General features: G+C 67.2%; 16 protein-coding genes. 12 read left to right on the forward strand and 4 right to left on the reverse strand.

The features are described 5' to 3' along the window. The coding region (locus tag KW843_RS21645; RefSeq protein ID WP_218297231.1) for an ExeA family protein at positions 1 to 930 on the reverse strand (930 nt) is incomplete at its 3' end. 237 nt (positions 931 to 1,167) lie between these two features. On the opposite strand from KW843_RS21645, the gene KW843_RS21650 reads away from it, so the two are divergent. The 9 genes from KW843_RS21650 (at position 1,168) to KW843_RS21690 (ending at position 12,751) form a co-directional block, all read left to right on the forward strand. Beyond that, a complete protein-coding gene (locus KW843_RS21650; protein WP_218297232.1) occupies positions 1,168 to 3,114 on the forward strand; it encodes a long-chain fatty acid--CoA ligase in 1,947 nt (648 codons plus the stop codon). 37 nt (positions 3,115 to 3,151) lie between these two features. Further along, entirely contained in the window at positions 3,152 to 3,937 is a 786-nt protein-coding gene (locus KW843_RS21655) for an ABC transporter ATP-binding protein (RefSeq protein WP_055400027.1), read from the forward strand. A gap of 18 nt (positions 3,938 to 3,955) precedes the next feature. Beyond that, positions 3,956 to 4,885, forward strand: a complete 930-nt coding sequence (locus KW843_RS21660; protein ID WP_218297233.1) for a branched-chain amino acid ABC transporter permease — start codon at positions 3,956 to 3,958, stop codon at positions 4,883 to 4,885. 28 nt (positions 4,886 to 4,913) lie between these two features. Further along, entirely contained in the window at positions 4,914 to 5,990 is a 1,077-nt protein-coding gene (locus KW843_RS21665) for a branched-chain amino acid ABC transporter permease (protein WP_218297234.1), read from the forward strand. 187 nt (positions 5,991 to 6,177) lie between these two features. Then, positions 6,178 to 7,506, forward strand: a complete 1,329-nt coding sequence (locus KW843_RS21670; protein WP_218297235.1) for an ABC transporter substrate-binding protein — start codon at positions 6,178 to 6,180, stop codon at positions 7,504 to 7,506. A gap of 226 nt (positions 7,507 to 7,732) precedes the next feature. Continuing rightward, complete coding sequence (locus KW843_RS21675) at positions 7,733 to 8,545, forward strand: ABC transporter ATP-binding protein (protein WP_218297236.1); 813 nt, start codon at positions 7,733 to 7,735, stop codon at positions 8,543 to 8,545. A 208-nt stretch (positions 8,546 to 8,753) separates the two neighbouring features. Beyond that, complete coding sequence (locus KW843_RS21680) at positions 8,754 to 10,001, forward strand: phenylacetate--CoA ligase family protein (RefSeq protein WP_218297237.1); 1,248 nt, start codon at positions 8,754 to 8,756, stop codon at positions 9,999 to 10,001. A gap of 389 nt (positions 10,002 to 10,390) precedes the next feature. Next, positions 10,391 to 11,380 (forward strand): tripartite tricarboxylate transporter substrate-binding protein, encoded by a 990-nt coding sequence (locus KW843_RS21685; RefSeq protein WP_218297238.1) that lies wholly within the window; start codon positions 10,391 to 10,393, stop codon positions 11,378 to 11,380. 378 nt (positions 11,381 to 11,758) lie between these two features. After that, positions 11,759 to 12,751 (forward strand): tripartite tricarboxylate transporter substrate binding protein, encoded by a 993-nt coding sequence (locus KW843_RS21690; protein WP_218297390.1) that lies wholly within the window; start codon positions 11,759 to 11,761, stop codon positions 12,749 to 12,751. Positions 12,752 to 12,799: 48 nt separating this feature from the next. On the opposite strand, the gene KW843_RS21695 is transcribed toward KW843_RS21690, so the two are convergent. The 3 genes from KW843_RS21695 to KW843_RS21705 all read right to left on the reverse strand — a co-directional run bounded on the left by KW843_RS21695 (position 12,800) and on the right by KW843_RS21705 (position 14,992). Beyond that, positions 12,800 to 13,186: a nuclear transport factor 2 family protein gene (locus tag KW843_RS21695; protein WP_255594863.1), complete on the reverse strand. Its 387-nt coding sequence runs from the start codon at positions 13,184 to 13,186 to the stop codon at positions 12,800 to 12,802. A gap of 133 nt (positions 13,187 to 13,319) precedes the next feature. After that, complete coding sequence (locus tag KW843_RS21700; protein ID WP_218297239.1) at positions 13,320 to 13,637, reverse strand: DUF1840 domain-containing protein; 318 nt, start codon at positions 13,635 to 13,637, stop codon at positions 13,320 to 13,322. A gap of 86 nt (positions 13,638 to 13,723) precedes the next feature. Beyond that, positions 13,724 to 14,992 (reverse strand): class I SAM-dependent methyltransferase, encoded by a 1,269-nt coding sequence (locus tag KW843_RS21705; protein ID WP_218297240.1) that lies wholly within the window; start codon positions 14,990 to 14,992, stop codon positions 13,724 to 13,726. Between the two features lie 107 nt (positions 14,993 to 15,099). Between KW843_RS21705 and KW843_RS21710 the strand changes: the two genes are divergently transcribed. The 3 genes from KW843_RS21710 to KW843_RS21720 are packed head-to-tail and all read left to right on the forward strand — an operon-like array spanning position 15,100 to position 18,805. Then, the gene (locus KW843_RS21710; protein ID WP_218297241.1) at positions 15,100 to 17,460 is read left to right on the forward strand and encodes a bifunctional salicylyl-CoA 5-hydroxylase/oxidoreductase; all 2,361 of its coding nucleotides are present in this window, start codon (positions 15,100 to 15,102) and stop codon (positions 17,458 to 17,460) included. 2 nt (positions 17,461 to 17,462) lie between these two features. Continuing rightward, positions 17,463 to 17,954 carry a MarR family winged helix-turn-helix transcriptional regulator gene (locus tag KW843_RS21715; protein WP_218297242.1) on the forward strand — a complete coding sequence of 164 codons (492 nt, stop codon included), beginning with the start codon at positions 17,463 to 17,465 and terminating at the stop codon, positions 17,952 to 17,954. Next, the gene (locus tag KW843_RS21720) at positions 17,951 to 18,805 is read left to right on the forward strand and encodes an enoyl-CoA hydratase family protein (protein ID WP_218297243.1); all 855 of its coding nucleotides are present in this window, start codon (positions 17,951 to 17,953) and stop codon (positions 18,803 to 18,805) included. Before KW843_RS21715 ends, KW843_RS21720 begins: the two co-directional genes overlap by 4 nt.

Below are 18,805 nucleotides of genomic sequence, written 5' to 3' on the forward strand. Positions count from 1 at the left end.
CGCCCAGCCCGCGGCCGCCACGGCCACGGCACCCGCCACGGCGCCCAGGCCCGTGGACGCCCAGCGTGGCAGCGGTGGCCGCGCGCTGCGCGCCGCGGCGGCCGATGCCGGTGCGTCGAACACTTCGCGCGCGGCGCGGTTGACGATGGCCCTGGTGACCTGGCGCGCCCCCGCCGCGTAGGCGCCGAGCAGCGCCCGGTCGCACAGCAGGTTGATGCGCCGGGGCACGCCGTGGGAGAGCGCATGCACGCGCTGGATGGCGCGCCGCTCGAACGGGATCGGCCCGTTGAGCCCGGCCACGGCGAGGCGGTGCGCGATGTACTGCTGCGTCTCCTGCGGGGTCAGGGCGTCCAGGTGAAAGCGCGCGATCACGCGCTGGGCCAGCTGCTCCATCGAAGGCCGCGCCACCATGGCGCGCAGCTCGGGCTGGCCGATGAGAATGATCTGCAGCAGCTTGCGCTCGCTGGTCTCCAGGTTGGTGAGCAGGCGCAACTGCTCCAGCACGTCGGCCGCGAGGTTCTGTGCCTCGTCGATGATGAGCACGTTGTTGCGCCCCGAGGCGTGCGCGGCCAGCAGCGACGCGTTGAGCGGGTCGATGCAGTCCTTGACCGTCTCCACCCCCGGCACGGCCGGCTTGTGCGGCACGCCGAACTCGTCGCAGATGGAACGCAGCAGCTCGCCCACGGTGAGCTTGGGATTGAAGATGTAGGCCACGTTGCAGTTCGCCGGAATCTGCTCCAGGAAACAGCGGCACACCGTGGTCTTGCCCGTGCCCACCTCGCCGGTGAGCAGCACGAAGCCGCCGCCCGCGTCCAGCCCATACAGGAGGTGCGCCAGCGCCTCGCGGTGCCGCTCGCTCATGAACAGGTAGCGCGGGTCCGGTGCTATGGAAAACGGGGGATGCTGAAGACCGAAAAACGGGGCGTACATGCCGTGAGGATACCGCCCCGCCATGAAACGACCCCCGGCCGTACCCGGGCACAGCGCGGGGCCTGCCCGGACAGGGAGGCAGGGTTTCACCCACCGAGTAGTTTCCCGTAAATTGTCGTCGGCAAGACAAGATGGCGTCAAAGTGGGTCCTAGCATTGGACCCAACGCGCTGCCACAAGGCACCCAGCCGCGCCCCGGCAGCCCCCGGGCCGACACCTCTTACTTTTAGGAACCGGAATGAAGACCACGTTCCCGCAATTGCTGCTCAAGCATGCCGCCGAGCGCCCCGACGCGCCGGCGCTGCGCGAAAAAGAATACGGCATCTGGCAGACCCACAGCTGGGCCGACCTGGTGCGCCTGGTGGAACAGGTGGCGGCCGGCCTGCACCTGGCGGGCCTGCAGCGCCACGAGCACATGGTGGTGATCGGCGCCAACCGCCCCCGCCTGTATGCCACCATGCTCGCGGCGCAATCGCTGGGCGCCATTCCGGTGCCCCTGTACCAGGACGCCGTGGGCGCCGAATGCATCTTCCCCCTGAACAACGCCGAGGTGCGCTTTTGCCTGGTGGAAGACCAGGAACAGGTCGACAAGCTGCTCGAGATCCGCGCGCAGTGCCCGCAGATCTCGAACATCTTCTTTGACGATCCGCGCGGCCTGCGCAACTACGAGGAAGAAGGCCTCGCGTCGCTGGACTCGCTGATCAAGGCGGGCAAGGCGCATGCCGCCAGGAACCCCCAGTGGTTCCGCGCCGAGGTGGCCAAGGCCCAGCCCGACGATGTGGCGGCGATGTTCTTCACCTCGGGCACCACGGGCAACCCCAAGGGCGTGGTGCACACCCACAGCACGCTGCTGGACCGCGCATCCGCGGGCGCCGAGTTCGACAAGCTCACCAGCAGCGAAGAGGTGCTGGCCTACCTGCCCCCGGCCTGGATCGGCCAGAACATCTTCAGCTACGCGCAGTGGCTGGCTTGCGGCTACGTGGTGAACTGCCCCGAGTCGGCCAGCACCGTGACCATCGACCTGAAGGAAGTGGGCCCCACCTACTACTTCGCGCCACCACGCATCTTCGAAGGCCTGCTCACCAGCGTGATGATCCGCATGGAAGACGCGGGCACCCTCAAGCGCAAGATGTTCCAGGCCTGCATGGCCGTGGCCCAGCGCGTGGGCCCCGCGCTCATGGACGGCCTGCCGGTGGGCACGCTCGACCGCATCAAGTACGCCCTGGGCAACCTGCTGGTGTACGGCCCGCTGCGCAACAACCTGGGTTTCAGCCGCGTGCGCGTGGCCTACACGGCGGGCGAGGCCATCGGGCCCGACCTGTTCACCTTCTACCGCTCCATCGGCATCAACTTGAAGCAGCTGTACGGCTCCACCGAGACCGCCGTGTTCGTGTGCCTGCAGCCCGACAACCAGGCGCGCGCCGACACCGTGGGCGTGCCCATCCGGGGCGTGGAGATCAAGGTCGCCGACAACGGCGAGATCCTGGTCAAGTCCGCCGGCCTGCTCAAGGAGTACTACAAGAACCCCAAGGCCACGGCCGAGGTGCTCACGGCCGACGGCTGGTACCACACGAGCGACGCGGGCTTCCTCGACGCGCAGGGCCACTTGAAGATCATCGACCGCGTCAAGGACGTGGGCCGCATCAAGGGCGGCGCCAACGACGGCGCCATGTTCGCGCCCAAGTACGTGGAGAACAAGCTCAAGTTCTTCCCGCACATCAAGGAAGTCGTCGCCCTGGGCGACGGCCGCGAGAAGGTGTGCGTGATGGTCAACATCGACTTCGACGCCGTGGGCAACTGGGCCGAGCGCCGCAACCTGCCCTACGCGGGCTACACCGACCTGGCGCAAAAGCCCGACGTGTACGAGCTGATCCGCGAGTGCGTCGAGAAGGTCAACGCCGACCTCGCCACCGATTCCATGCTGGCGGGCAGCCAGGTCAGCCGCTTCCTGGTGCTGCACAAGGAACTCGATGCCGACGACGGCGAGCTCACGCGCACCAACAAGGTCCGCCGCGGCTTCATCGCCGAGAAATACGGCGTGCTCGTGGACGCTCTCTACGCGGGCCGCACCGAGCAGTACATCGAGACCCAGGTCAAGTTCGAGGACGGCCGTACCGGCAGCGTGAGCGCCACCCTGAAGCTGTCGGACACCAAGACCTTCGCGCCGGTGAAAAAGGCCGCATGACCCCGCACCCCACCCATTGAGTCCAGGCATTCAATCCATGACCAAAAAGAAGATCGGTGACGTCATCCTCGACGTCAAGAACATCAGCCTGCGGTTTGGCGGTGTGAAGGCGCTGACGGACATCTCGTTCAACGTCAAGGAGCACGAGATCCGCGCCATCATCGGCCCCAACGGCGCGGGCAAGAGCTCCATGCTCAACTGCATCAACGGCGTGTACACGCCGCAGGACGGCTCCATCACCTTCCGCGGCAAGACCTTCTCGCACATGAACTCGCGCCAGGTGGCCGAGATGGGCGTGGCGCGCACGTTCCAGAACCTGGCGCTGTTCAAGGGCATGAGCGTGATCGACAACATCATGACCGGGCGCAACCTCAAGATCAAAAGCAACCTGCTGATGCAGGCGCTGCGCATCGGCCCGGCCGAGCGCGAGGAGATCCGCCACCGCGAATACGTCGAGCACATCATCGACTTCCTGGAAATCCAGGCCTTCCGCAAGACCCCCGTGGGCCAGCTGCCCTACGGCCTGCAAAAGCGCGTGGACCTGGGCCGGGCCCTGGCCATGGAGCCCCAGGTGCTGCTGCTCGACGAGCCCATGGCCGGCATGAACGTGGAAGAGAAGCAGGACATGTGCCGCTTCATCCTCGACGTGAACGACGAGTTCGGCACCACCATCGTGCTCATCGAGCACGACATGGGCGTGGTGATGGACATCAGCGACCGGGTGGTGGTGCTCGACTACGGCAAGAAGATCGGCGACGGCAGCCCCGACGAAGTGCGCAACAACGAAGACGTGATCAGTGCCTATCTGGGCACGAGCCACTAAGGGCGGGAGAAAAAAACAATGGCATTCTTTCTCGAAACACTGATCGGCGGCCTCATGGCCGGCATGCTGTATTCGCTGGTGGCGCTGGGCTTCGTGCTGATCTACAAGGCATCGGGCGTCTTCAACTTCGCGCAGGGCGCGATGGTGCTGTTCGCCGCGCTGGCCATGGCCCGCTTTGCCGAGTGGATTCCCAAGTGGACGGGCATCAGCAGCCCCATCGTGGCCAACCTCGCGGCCTTCGTGATCGCGGGCGCCATCATGTTCGTGGTGGCCTGGCTGATCGAGAAGCTGGTGCTGCGCCACCTGGTGAACCAGGAAGGCGCCACGCTGCTCATGGCCACGCTGGGCATCACCTACTTCATGGAAGGCCTGGGCCAGACGCTGTTTGGCAGCGACATCTACAAGATCGACGTGGGCATGCCCAAGGACCCGATCTTCATGCTGGACAGCCTCTTCCAGGGCGGCATCCTGGTGAACAAGGAAGACGTGATCGCCGCCGCCATCGCCGCCGCACTGGTGGCGCTGCTGTCGGTGTTCTTCCAGAAGACGTCCACCGGCCGCGCCCTGCGCGCCGTGGCGGACGACCACCAGGCCGCGCAATCCATCGGCATTCCGCTCAACCGCATCTGGGTGATCGTATGGTGCGTGGCCGGCGTCGTGGCTCTGGTGGCCGGGATGATCTGGGGCAGCAAGCTCGGGGTGCAGTTCTCGCTGACCACGGTGGCGCTGCGAGCGCTGCCGGTGGTGATCCTGGGCGGCCTCACGTCCGTGCCCGGCGCCATCATCGGCGGGCTGATCATCGGCGTGGGCGAGAAGCTGTCCGAGGTGTACCTGGGCCCGTTCGTGGGCGGGGGCATCGAGATCTGGTTCGCGTATGTGCTGGCGCTGGTGTTCCTTCTGTTCAGACCGCAAGGTTTGTTCGGGGAGAAGATCATCGACCGCGTGTAACCCATAACAACAAGAACAGGAAACTTCCATGCTCTACCGCGAAAACGGCCAGTTCAAGACCAGCTACCGCGCCGACCAGCAGATCTTCCCCATCGCGCAGGACCGCATCGCCATCGCGCTGCTGCTGGCCGTCGCCTTCCTGGTCGTGCCCATGCTGGCCAGCGACTACATCTTCCGCGCCATCCTGATTCCCTTCGTCATCATGGCGCTGGCGGCCCTGGGGGTGAACATCCTCGTGGGCTACTGCGGCCAGATCTCGCTGGGCTCGGGCGCGTTCATGGCGGTGGGGGCCTATGGCGCCTACAACTTCTTCGTGCGCTTTCCGGGCATGCCGCTGATTCCGGCGCTGATCCTGGGCGGCCTGTGCGCCACGTTCTTCGGCATCCTGTTCGGGCTGCCCAGCCTGCGCGTCAAGGGCCTGTACCTGGCGGTGGCCACCCTGGCCGCGCAGTTCTTCTCCGACTGGATGTTCCTGCGCATCAAGTGGTTCACCAACAACTCGGACTCGGGCTCGGTGTCGGTGAACAACCTGCAGGTCTTCGGCCTGCCCATCGAGAGCGCCACCAGCAAGTACCTGTTCTGCCTGGCCCTGCTGGTCGTCGTGGCCCTGCTGGCCAAGAACCTGGTGCGTGGCGCCATCGGCCGCGAATGGATGGCCATCCGCGACATGGACGTGGCGGCGGCCGTGATCGGCATCCGCCCCATGTACGCCAAGCTCAGCGCCTTCGCCGTGAGCTCCTTCATCGTGGGCATGGCCGGCGCGCTGTGGGCCTTCGTGCACCTGGGCGCGTGGGAGCCCGCGGCCTTCTCGGTGGAAATCTCGTTCCGCCTCCTGTTCATGGTGATCATCGGCGGCCTGGGCTCCATCTCCGGGGGGTTCTTTGGCGCCGCCTTCATCGTGGTGCTGCCCATCGTGCTCAACCAGTTCCTGCCAGCCTTCATGGGCCTGTTCGGCATCGAGGTGTCCACCGCCGGTGTCTCGCACGCCGAGCTGATGATCTTCGGCGCGCTGATCGTGTGGTTCCTGATCGTGGAGCCGCATGGCTTGGCCAAGCTGTGGTCCACCGCCAAGCAGAAGCTGCGCCTGTGGCCCTTCCCGCATTGATTGATATGCACCCCCCGATTCGCTTCGCGCCTTCCCCCTCTCCTTCGGGAGGGGGACGCCACCGGTGGCCTGGCAAAGCCAGTTCCACGGTGGCGCTGGCCTCGTGCATGCCAGTGCAAAGCTCGCAGCCCTTGAATCCGTCGGTTTCTTCCCCGTGCTTCAACACATTCATCCAAAGGAGACATCCATGAAGCTTTCGAAACTCGTGATCGCCGCTGCCGTGGTCGCCGCCGGTGCGTCGACCATCACCACCAGTGCCTTCGCACAAGCCAAGGAGCAGTTCTTCCCGCTGCTGTCGTACCGCACCGGCCCCTACGCGCCCAACGGCGTGCCATGGGCCAACGGCAAGCAGGACTACATCAAGATGATCAACGCCCGCGACGGCGGCATCAACGGCGTGAAGCTCACCTTTGAAGAATGCGAAACCGGCTACGCCACCGACCGTGGCGTGGAGTGCTACGAGCGCCTGAAGGGGCGCCCCGGCGTGTCGCTGTTCGACCCGCAGGCCACCGGCATCACCTTCGCGCTGACCGAGAAGGCCCCCGTGGACAAGATCCCGCTGATGACGCTGGGCTACGGCCTGTCGGTGGCGCAGGACGGCCAGGCGTTCAAATGGAACTTCCCCTTCATGGGCAGCTACTGGACCGGCGCCGACATCCTGATCCAGCACATCGGCAAGGCCGCGGGCGGCATGGACAAGCTCAAGGGCAAGAAGATCGCCCTGGTGTACCACGACAGCCCGTTCGGCAAGGAGCCGATCCCGCTGCTGCAGGAACGCTCCAAGATGCATGGCTTCGAGCTGCAGATGCTGCCCGTGACCGCGCCCGGCGTGGAGCAGAAAGCCACCTGGCTGCAGGTGCGCCAGAGCCGCCCCGACTACGTGCTGCTGTGGGGCTGGGGCGTGATGAACTCCACCGCCCTCAAGGAAGCACAGGCCACCGGCTATCCGCGCGACAAGATGTATGGCGTGTGGTGGGCTGGCGCCGAGCCGGACGTGCGTGACGTGGGCGAAGGCGCCAAGGGCTACAACGCGCTGGCCTTGAACACCTCGGGCCAGCAGCCCAAGGTGATCCAGGACATCCTGAAGAACGTGCACGACAAGGGCCAGGGCACGGGACCCAAGGACGAAGTGGGCTCGGTGCTGTACACCCGCGGCGTGATCATCCAGATGCTGGCCGTGGAATCGGTGCGCCGCGCGCAGGAGCGTTTCGGCAAGGGCAAGGTCATGACCGGCGAGCAGGTGCGCTGGGGCATGGAGAACCTGGCCCTGGACCAGAAGAAGCTCGACGCCATGGGCTTTGGCGGCGTGATGCGCCCCCTGTCCACGAGCTGCGCCGACCACATGGGCTCCACCTGGGCCCGCGTGCACACCTGGGATGGCGCCAAGTGGAACTTCTCGTCCGACTGGTACCAGGCCGATGAGCAGATCCTCAAGCCCATGATCAAGGCGGGCGCCGACAAGTACCTGGCCGACAAGAAGATGACGCGCCGGGATGCGGCGGACTGCCAGTCTTGATTCGGACCATCCCCCTGAGGCGCTGACGCGCCTTCCCCCTTCTCTCTTAGCGCTTCGCGCTGCGGGAAGGGGGACGCCACTAGCGCGGCGGGGCGGCCCTTGCGCGGTGGCCCTGGCCTGGGCAGCGACCGTTTCAAGGGCCAGTGAACAGCGGTTGCCTCTTTGGCAGCCGCCAATCCAAAGGGTTGTGCAGCAGCTTTTTGGATTGGCACAGGAAGGCAAGACCATGGACTCCAACAGCAACATCGTTCTCAACGTCAACGGCATCGAGGTCATCTACAACCACGTGATCCTCGTGCTCAAGGGCGTCTCGCTGCAGGTGCGCGAAGGCAGCATCGTGGCCATCCTGGGGGGCAACGGGGCGGGCAAGACAACCACGCTGCGCGCCATCTCCAATTTGCTCAAGGGCGAACGCGGCGAGGTCACCAAGGGCAGCATCGAGCTGCGTGGCGAGCGCATCGAGAACCTCTCGCCCGCCGACCTGGTGCAGCGCGGCGTGGTGCAGGTGATGGAGGGGCGCCACTGCTTCGCCCACCTGACGATCGAAGAGAACCTGATGACGGGCAGCTACACCCGTACCAGCAAGGCCGAGATCGCGGCCAACCTGGAGAAGGTCTACAACTACTTTCCGCGCCTGAAGACGCGCCGCACCTCGCAGGCGGCGTACACGTCGGGCGGCGAGCAGCAGATGTGCGCCATCGGCCGCGCGCTCATGGCCAACCCCAGCATGGTGCTGCTCGACGAGCCCTCCATGGGCCTGGCACCGCAGATCGTGGAAGAGGTGTTCAACATCGTCAAGGACCTGAACACCAAGGAAAAGGTCACCTTCCTGCTGGCCGAGCAGAACACCAACATGGCGCTCAAGTACTCGGACTACGGCTACATCATGGAAAGCGGCCGCGTGGTGATGGACGGCGCCGCCAGCGACCTGGCCAGCAACGAGGACGTCAAGGAGTTCTACCTGGGCGTGGGCGGTGGTGAGCGCAAGAGCTTCAAGGATGTGAAGAGCTACAAGCGGCGCAAGCGCTGGCTGGCTTGACGTGCCCCCTGAGGCGCTGGCGCGCCTTCCCCCTCAGGGGGACGCACCCGGTGGCCTGGCGAAGCCAGTTCCACGGGTGCGCTGGCGGGAGCAGCGCACTTTCTGAGACCACGGATGAATCCACTCCCAAATTCATAGCTGATTGCGATTGATGGACAAGCGCTAGAGGCGAATTTCACTTCAAACCACTTCACAAGGAACACCAGGCATGAGCACGTTCTATGACGCCCTGGAAACCCGCAGCCCCGCAGAGCGCGAAGCGGCCCTGATGGCCGCGCTGCCGCGGCAGATCGCCCATGCCCAGCAGGCATCGCCCGCGTTTGCCGGCATCCTGGCGGGCGTGGATGCCGCCGCCGTCACCAGCCGCGCTGCGCTGGCGCAGCTGCCCGTCACGCGCAAGTACGAGCTGCTGGAGCGCCAGCAGGCGGGCCGCGCCGCCAACGTGTTCGGCGGGTTCAGCGCGCTGGGCTTTGGCCCCGGCATGACCCGCGTATTCGCCAGCCCCGGCACCATCTACGAGCCCGAGGGCACGCGCCGCGACTACTGGCGCATGGCGCGGGCCATCCATGCCGTGGGTTTTCGCAGCGGCGAGCTGATCCACAACAGCTTCAGCTACCACTTCGTGCCCGCGGGCTCGATGATGGAAACCGGCGCCCATGCGCTGGGCTGCACCGTGTTTCCGGGCGGCACGGGGCAGACCGAGCAGCAGGTGCAGGCCATGGCCGAATTGCGGCCAGCGGGCTACATCGGCACCCCCAGCTTCCTCAAGATCATTGTCGAGAAGGCCGCGGAAATGGGCATCGCGCTGCCCAGCGTGACCAAGGCGCTGGTCTCGGGCGAGGCGTTCCCCCCCTCGCTGCGCGACTGGTTCGCCGAGCGCGGCATCAGCGGCTACCAGTGCTACGCCACGGCCGACCTGGGGCTGATCGCCTACGAGACCAGCGCGCGCGAGGGCCTGGTGCTCGATGAAGGCGTGATCGTGGAGATCGTGCGCCCCGGCACCGGCGACCCCGTGCCCGAGGGCGAGGTGGGCGAGCTGGTCGTCACCACGCTCAACCCCGACTACCCGCTGATCCGCTTTGGCACCGGCGACCTGTCGGCCGTGCTGCCCGGCGACTGCCCCACGGGCCGGACCAACACCCGCATCAAGGGCTGGATGGGCCGCGCCGACCAGACCACCAAGGTGCGCGGCATGTTCGTGCACCCCGGCCAGGTGGCCACCATCGCGCGGCGCTTTCCGCAGGTGCTGCGCGCGCGGCTGGTGGTCAGCGGCGAGATGGCCAACGACCAGATGGTGCTGCAGGTGGAGACCAGCGAAACCGCCGAGGGCCTGGCGCGCCAGCTGGGCGACGCCATCCGCGAGGTGACCAAGCTGCGCGGCGATGTGCAGATGGTGGCCCCGGGCACCCTGCCCAACGACGGCAAGGTGATCGAGGACGCGCGGAGTTACAAGTAGCCGCCTGCGTCGCCTTCGGCGCCTTCCCCCGAGGGGACGGCCCCCTCGCTGCGGGGCGGCCCTTGCTCGGCGCCTCCCGCCTGGCCTGCGCCGGTATCGAGCGCAGAGGACTGAAGCGGTGCGGTGCAAGCGTGCAGGCAGACAGACAGGCACCCGGTCACTGGACCACCTGCAGTTTGCGGCAACGCAAGAAATGCCCACTTGGCACGGCGGGTCACCGCAGTGTTTACCCTAATCAATACTCCTTTTTTTATAGCATTTAGCGCTTTATTGACGGGCGCTGCAGGCCTTTTTCACTTAAAGCCCCTGCCCCAGGCGGGCTACGTAATATCCGCAATGTTCCCGTAAACCCCCCTCGCTATCATGGCCCGTCATTCACAGGAGAGACCATGAAAAAGATGCTGAAACTCGCACTGATCGCTGCCGCCGCAGCCACCGCTTTCGGCGCCAGCGCCCAGGAGTTCCCCGCCAAGGACAAGACGATCACGATCGTGGTCCCCTACGCCGCGGGCGGCCCCACCGACCGCGTGGCACGCGACCTGGCCGAAGCCATCCGCAAGCCCCTGGGCGGCATCAGCGTGGTGGTGGACAACTCCGCCGGCGCAGGCAGCACCATCGGCTCCGCCAAGGTGGCGCGGGCCGCACCCGATGGCTACACCCTGCTGCTGAACCACGTGAGCATGGCCACCATGCCCACCATGTACCGCAAGCTGGCCTTCAACGTGGCCAATGACTTCGAGTACCTGGGCATCATCAACGACGTGCCCATGACGCTCATCGCGCGTCCCTCGATGCCCGCGAACAACTACAAGGAACTGGCTGGCTGGCTGCAGCAGAACAAGGGCAAGATCAACCTGGGCAATGCAGGCCAGGGCTCGGCCTCGCACCTGTGCGGCCTGATCTTCCAGAGCGCCGTGCAGGTCGACATGACGGCTGTGCCCTACAAGGGCACCGCGCCCGCCATCACCGACCTGATCGGCGGCCAGATCGACCTGCTGTGCGACCAGACGACCAACACCACCTCGCAGATCGAGGCCAAGAAGGTCAAGGCCTACGCCGTGACCACCTCCAAGCGCCTGACGACGCCCGCCCTCAAGGACCTGCCCACGCTGGCCGAATCCGGCGTGAAGGACTTCAACGTGACCATCTGGCACGGCCTGTACGCGCCCAAGGGCACGCCTGCACCGGTGCTGACCAAGATCAACGAAGCCCTCAAGGTGGCCCTGAAGGACCCTGAGTTCATCAAGAAGCAGGAAGGCCTGGGCGCCGTGGTGGCCACCGACAAGCGCGTCGAACCCGCCGAGCACAAGAAGTTCGTGCTGTCCGAAACCGAGAAATTCGGCGCCGCCATCAAGGCCGCGGGCTCCTACGCGGACTGATCGGCACCTGCGCCCCCAGCCCGCGACCCTGCGGGCTGCGGTGCTCAGGATTGCTTGAAGGATTGAAGGAAGCAGGCAAGCCACCACGCCCCCCGGGGCCTGGTGGCTTTTTTCCTGCCCGCGCCGCCACGGGCCGCCGCACGCCGCCGCGCTCCGGGTAATCCATGTGAACCCCGGCATGCCGGCCCGCGTAAAAAGGGGACCACCGTGGCATTCTCTTGCCGGCAGATCCTCCCTCACAACGAAAGCCCGCCCATGGCGCAACATCGACAAGCCCACCACCACCACCTTGCGCGCAGCACCTCCCAGCCCCGCGCCCCGGCGCGCAGCCGCCGCGAGGCCCTGGCGTTCGCATTCACCCTGAGCGCGCTGGGCGCCATGGCCATCGCGGCGGCCGCCACCCTGCTCGCGCCGGGCTCCGCCCACGCCCAGGCCACGCCCGCCGCGGGGGGCTGGCCCACCAAGCCCGTGCGCATCGTCGTGCCCTTCGCGCCCGGCGGCACCACCGACATCCTGGCCCGCGCGATGGCCCCCGAACTCTCGCGCGCGTTCGGCCAGCAGTTCATCGTGGACAACCGCGCGGGCGCGGGCGGCAACGTGGGCGCCGAGATCGTGGCGAAATCCCCCGGCGACGGCTACACCCTGCTCATGGGCACCGTGGGCACGCACGGCATCAACCGCGCGCTGTACGCCAAGCTGCCGTACGACCCCATCAAGGACTTCGTGCCCATCACCCTGGTGGCCGCCGTGCCCAACGTGATGGTGATGAATGCCGACAAGGCCAAGGCCCAGGGCATCCACAACGTGCAGGACTTCATCCGCGTGGCCAAGGCCAGCCCCGGCAAGATGAACATGGCCTCCAGCGGCAACGGCACGTCCATCCACCTGGCGGGCGAGCTGTTCAAGAGCATGACGGGCACCTTCATGCTGCACCTGCCCTACCGCGGATCGGGCCCGGCCCTCATGGACATGGTGGCGGGCAATGCGGACGTGATGTTCGACAACCTGCCCTCGTCCATGGCACAGATCAAGGCGGGCAAGCTCACCGCGCTGGCCGTAACAAGCTCGGAGCGCTCCAGCGCTCTGCCCGACGTGCCCACGGTGGAGCAGGCGGGCGGCCCCGCGCTCAAGGGCTACGAGGCCAGTTCCTGGTTCGGCCTGCTGGCTCCCGCGGGCACGCCCCCCGACATCGTCCACCGCATCCAGCAGGAAGTCGCCAGGTCGCTGGCCACGCCCGCGATGAAGGAACGGCTCGTGGCGCAGGGCGCGATCCCGGGCGGCAACACGCCGGCGGACTTCGCCAGGCACATCGACAGCGAGCACAAGAAGTGGGCGCAGGTGGTGAAGACCTCGGGAGCGAAGGTCGACTGACCCGCCACGCCGGCGGCAGGCCCCCGGCGCAGCCGCCTGCCGGTCAAGTCACGGTGGCGCCGAGGGCGCGGCCAGCAAGCGCTTCTCGCCCTGGGCGAACGAGGCCCGCTGGATCCGCCCCTGAGCCACCTCGTAGACGCAGAGCATCTCCAGGGTGCCCAGCCCCTCCGGGAAATTGCGCGTGATCAGTTCGAGGTCCACCACTACGCCGCCCATCACCGTGCGCGACACCAGCCGCGCATGCAGGTCGGGCTCGGCAAAACGCGCCAGAAAGCGCGGCCGCATTTCAGCATGCCCGTGCGCGAGCCGTTCTCCATGGAGCACATGCTGCTGCGCATCGGCGGCGTAAGTGGCCAGCAGGGCCTCGATGTCCCTGGCGTTGTAGGCATCGAGTTGCGCCTGCACGACGGCCAGCGGCGAAGGGTCGTGGATCATGATGGATGGTGAAACAAGGAAAGCGCAGGAGGGCATGGCACCCGGCCCGCACAGGGGCCCGGCAGGGCGGACAGCGGGAGCCCGCTCTGGCGCGCCGCCACTCCCGCGCGGCCACGCCGCCATTCATGCGGTGCTACACGCCCCAGACCACGTCCACGTCCGCCGCCGCGCTGCGCTTGAGCATCTCGATGAACGGCGCCACCCGCTGGCGCAGGCGCACCGTGTCGGCGCGCTCCTCGGCCACGGCGTCGTCGCTGGCGTCCTCGGGCGGGGGCAGCGTTTCCTCCGCCGCCACGGCGGCCTCGAGCGCCGCGATGGCGCCCGGGATCTGCGCCGCCGTCACGATGCCGCTCGCACCGGGTGTCTTGCCCATGATGGTCACGATCTGCCGCCCTTGCGGCTCCAGCATGATCAGATCGGCGGCAGCGCGGGACTTGAATTTGTAGAGCATGGTGAAACGTATTCCTCGGTAGGGCTTGAAGCGGCCGGCAAACCCGGCACGGCGATGGTGGACAGGCGTTTGCGGGCCGCTCCGGTTCAGCGGTTGTACATGTAGTCGCGCGTGAACGGATAGTCCGATTGTGCGCCGGCCAGGGCCCCGGCCGCCATCTGGCCGTCGGGCTTGGTGGCCAGCATCTGGTGCAGCGCCATCCAGCCGCGCTCGAACCCCAGCGCGCTGCCCGCCAGGTACAGGCGGTAGGCACGCAGCACCTTGTCGCCCTGCTCGGCGCCGGACTGCGCGGCCAGCACCTCGCGCGCCGCGGGCAGGCGGGCCTCCAGCCCGTCGGACCACGCCCACAGGGTGCGCGCGTAGTGGGGGCGCAGGTTCTCGGTGTCCACCATTTCCAGGCCCGCCCGGGCCATGTCGTGCAGCACGGCGCTCACATGGATCAGCTCCCCCCCGGGGAAGATGTACTGCTCGATGAAGTCGCCCATGCCCGCGCCGAGCTGCGCGTTGTCCACCGCGCCCGCCGTGATGCCGTGGTTCATCAGCAGGCCCCCCGGGCGCAGCAGCCGGGCCACGGTGGCAAAGTAGCGTTCCATCTGCGCGCGGCCCACATGCTCGAACATGCCCACGGACGCCACCTTGTCGAAGGGCCGGTCCGCCTGCAGCTCGCGGTAGTCGCACAGCTGCATCCGCACACGGCCCTGCAGCCCCCGCGCCTCGATGAGCTGCTGCACATGCGCGTGCTGGTTGCGCGACAGCGTGATGCCCGTGGCATCCACGCCGTAGTGCTCCGCGGCCCACAGCAGCAGGCCGCCCCAGCCGGCGCCGATGTCCAGGAACCGCTCGCCGGGCGCCAGGCGCAGCTTGCGGCAGATGTGGTCCAGCTTGGCCTCCTGGGCCTGGGCCAGCGACATGCCCGCATCCCGGAAATAGGCGCACGAATAGACGCGCCGCGGGTCGAGCCAGAGCGCGTAGAAGTCGTCCGAGAGGTCATAGTGGAACTGCACCTGGCGGGCATCGCGGGCCACCGTGTGCGCCGCCATGGACCGTGCCCGCGCCAGCACCCTGCGCCACCAGCCGCTGTGCTGCTCGCGGGCCGGGTCGCGGGTGAGCAGGCCCGCCGCGGCGGCCATCAGGTCGCGCATGCCGCCCTCCAGCGCCACGCGGCCCTCGACGATGGCCGCGCCCACGTTGCCGATCTCGCCCATCGCCAGGGCCACCAGCGCCATGCGGTCGCGAAACCGCAGCGTGACGGCGGGCTCGGACGCGCCCAGCTGCTGCCCGGCGGGCAGCTGGACGGCCATGGGCACTGGCAACGCAGCCAGCCGCCCCTCCAGGGTGTGCAGCAAGTGCTTCATGCCGCCTATTTTTGAATGGGTGCTGCACTGCGTCAACACCTCCCCCGCACGCCCCCGCCGGGAAGGCCCCATTGACAGTATTTTGTTTAGGTCTAAACTATTTTCACATGAACATCCTCTGCATTGGCGGCGGGCCCGCAGGCCTCTATTTCGCACTGCTCATGAAGCAGCAAAACCCTGCCCACCGGGTCACGGTGGTCGAGCGCAACCGGCCGTTCGACACCTTTGGCTGGGGCGTGGTGCTGTCGGACCAGACGCTCGAGAACCTGCGCGCGGCCGACGGACCGACGGCCGCGCTGATCGGCGATGCGTTCAACCACTGGGACGACATCGAGGTGTTCTTCAAGGGCCGCAGCGTGCGCTCCTCGGGCCACGGCTTTTGCGGCATCGGGCGCAAGCGGCTGCTCAACATCCTGCAGGACCGCTGCCTCGCGGTCGGCGTGGAGCTGGTGTTCGAGACCGACGTGGCCGACGACCAGGCGCTGGCCGCCCAGTACCAGGCCGACCTGGTGATCGCCAGCGATGGCCTCAACAGCCGCATCCGCACCCGCTACGCCGCCACCTACCAGCCCGACATCGACCTGCGCCAGTGCCGCTTCGTCTGGCTGGGCACTCACAAAAAACTCGATGCTTTTACGTTTGCTTTCGAGCAGACCGAGCACGGCTGGTTCCAGGCGCACGCCTACCAGTTCGACGCCGACACCTCCACCTTCATCATCGAGACGCCCGAGGCCGTGTGGAAGGCCCACGGCCTGGACCAGATGGAACAGCCCGAGGCGATTGCATTCTGCGAGAAGCTGTTTGCCAAATACCTGGACGGCAACGCGCTCATCAGCAACGCTACGCACCTGCGCGGCTCGGCCAACTGGATCCGCTTCCCGCGCGTGATCTGCAACACCTGGGTGCACCGCGAGACCATCGGCGGCAAGCGCGTGCCCATCGTGCTGATGGGCGACGCGGCGCACACCGCGCATTTCTCCATCGGCAGCGGCACCAAGCTCGCGCTGGAAGACGCGATTGACCTGGCGAACGAATTTTCGACGGGCCTGCCTATCGATGAGGTGCTCACCCACTACGAGGCGCGCCGCAGCGTCGAGGTGCTCAAGATCCAGAACGCCGCGCGCAACTCCACCGAGTGGTTCGAGAACGTGGGCCGCTACGCCGGCATGGAGGTGGAGCAGTTCGCGTACTCGCTCCTCACGCGCAGCCAGCGCATCAGCCACGAGAACCTGCGACTGCGCGATGCCGCATGGCTGGAGGGCTATGAAGCGTGGCTGGCGGGCGGCAAGGCTGCAGTGCCGCCGATGCTCACACCGTTCACACTCAAGGGCGTCACCCTCAAGAACCGCATCGTCGTCTCGCCCATGGCCACCTACAGCGCGGTCGATGGCGTACCGCAGGACTTCCACCTGGTGCACCTGGGCGCGCGCGCACTCGGCGGCGCGGCGCTGGTGATGGTGGAGATGACCAGCCCCACGCCCGAGGGCCGCATCACCCCCGCCTGCACCGGGCTGTGGAACGATGCGCAGCAGGCCGCCTTCACGCGCATCGTGCATTTCGTGCACGGCAGCAGCACCGCCAAGATCGGCCTGCAGCTGGGCCACAGCGGCCCCAAGGGCTCCACGCGCGTGGGCTGGGAAGGCACGGACGAACCGCTGCCCCATGGCAACTGGCCCCTGCTCGCTGCCAGCGCGCTGGCCTATGGCGAACAGAACCAGACACCTGCGGCGATGACCCGCACCGACATGGACCGGATGACCGCCGCGTTTGTGGACAGCGCCCGGCGCGCGCTGGCCTGCGGCTTCGACTGGCTGGAGTTGCACTGCGCGCACGGCTACCTGCTGGCCAGCTTCATCAGCCCCATCACCAACCAGCGCACGGATGAGTACGGCGGTAGCCTGCAGGGCCGCTGCCGCTACCCGCTCGAAGTGTTCGCCGCCGTGCGCGCCGTGTGGCCGGCCGACAAACCCATGAGCGTGCGCATCTCGGCCCACGACTGGGCGCCGGGCGGCACCACGCCGGACGACGCGGTGGAGATCGCGCGCCTGTTCCAGGCGGCCGGCGCCGACCTGATCGACGTGTCGTCCGGCCAGACCACACGCGCCGCCAGGCCGGTGTACGGCCGCATGTACCAGACCCCGTTCGCCGACCGCATCCGCAACGAGGTGGGCATCGCCACCATGGCCGTGGGCGCGATCACCGAGGCCGACCACGCCAACAGCATCATTGCCGCAGGCCGTGCGGACCTGTGCGCCATTGCCCGCCCGCACCTGGCCGACCCGGCCTGGACGCTGCACGCGGCCGCGCAGCTGAGCCCCGTGGCCGCCGCGCACACCGACTGGCCCGTGCAGTACGCCAGCGGCCGCGACCAGATGCTGCGCGAGATTTCCAAGCAAAAACAGCTTGCAGCGCTTGCCAATCAAGCGCAGGCAGCTACCAAAAGCAGAGCACCCGAGGAAGAAGGCTAGCCATGGACCTTGAAGCCCGCCTGCACGACGCCGCCCCCAGCGAGCACCCCGAGGCCCTGCGCCTGTGGCTGCGCATGCTCACCTGCACCCAGCTCATCGAAAAACAGGTGCGCAGCCACCTGCGCGCGCAGTTCGACACCACGCTGCCGCGCTTCGACCTGATGGCGCAGCTGGAACGCGCGCCCGAGGGCATGAAGATGAAGGACCTCTCGCGCCGCATGATGGTGACCAGCGGCAACATCACCGGCATCACCGACCAGCTCGTGGCCGAAGGGCTGGTGGAGCGCATGGACGTGGAAGGCGACCGCCGCGCGTACCTCGTGCGCCTCACGCCGCAGGGCCGCCAGCAGTTCATCGACATGGCGCGCCAGCACGAGCAATGGATCGTGGAGGCCTTCGCCACGCTGGGCGAGCGCGACATCAGCACCCTGCACCGCCTGCTGGGCAAGGTCAAGGAACACACCCAGAACAACTCTTTGGAGACCACGGAATGAAGCATTTCATCGGCGCAAGCAACCCCATGCGCGAGCAGTTCAACCCCCAGGCCAGCTACGTGGCCGAGCATTTCGCGTGGAGCTTCGACGGCGGCGTGGGCACCGTCACGCTCAACCGGCCCGACCGCAAGAACCCGCTCACCTTCCAGAGCTATTCGGAGCTGCGCGATTTTTTCTACGCGCTGCGGTTCGCCACCGACGTCAAGGCCATCGTGGTCACCGGCGCGGGCGGCAACTTCTGCTCGGGCGGCGACGTGCACGAGATCATCGGGCCGCTGACCACCATGACCATGCCCGAGCTGCTGGAGTTCACGCGCATGACGGGCGATCTGGTCAAGGCCATGCGCGCCTGCCCGCAGCCCGTGCTGGGCGCCATCGACGGCATCTGCGCCGGTGCGGGCGCGATGATGGCGCTGGCCTGCGACATGCGCTACGGCACCGAGGCCACCAAGACTGCGTTCCTGTTCACCCGCGTGGGCCTGGCCGGTGCCGACATGGGCGCCTGCGCGCTGCTGCCCCGCATGATCGGCCAGGGCCGTGCGAGCGAGCTGCTGTTCACCGGCCGCGCGATGACGGCGCACGAGGGTCTGGCCTGGGGCTTCTTCAACGACCTGTATGAAAGCGCCGACCTGCTGGCCAACGTGCAGGCCACCGCGCGCACGCTGGCGGGCGGCCCCACCTTCGCCCATGGCATGACCAAGACCATGCTCAGCCAGGAGTGGAGCATGACCATCGAGCAGGCCATCGAGGCCGAGGCGCAGGCCCAGGCCATCTGCATGCAGACCGAAGATTTCCGACGCGCCTACGAGGCGTTTGCCGCCAGGCAGAAACCTGTGTTCCAGGGAGATTGA

Origin of the sequence: Acidovorax sp. sif1233 (assembly GCF_019218755.1) — a bacterium.
GTDB lineage: Bacteria > Pseudomonadota > Gammaproteobacteria > Burkholderiales > Burkholderiaceae_C > Acidovorax.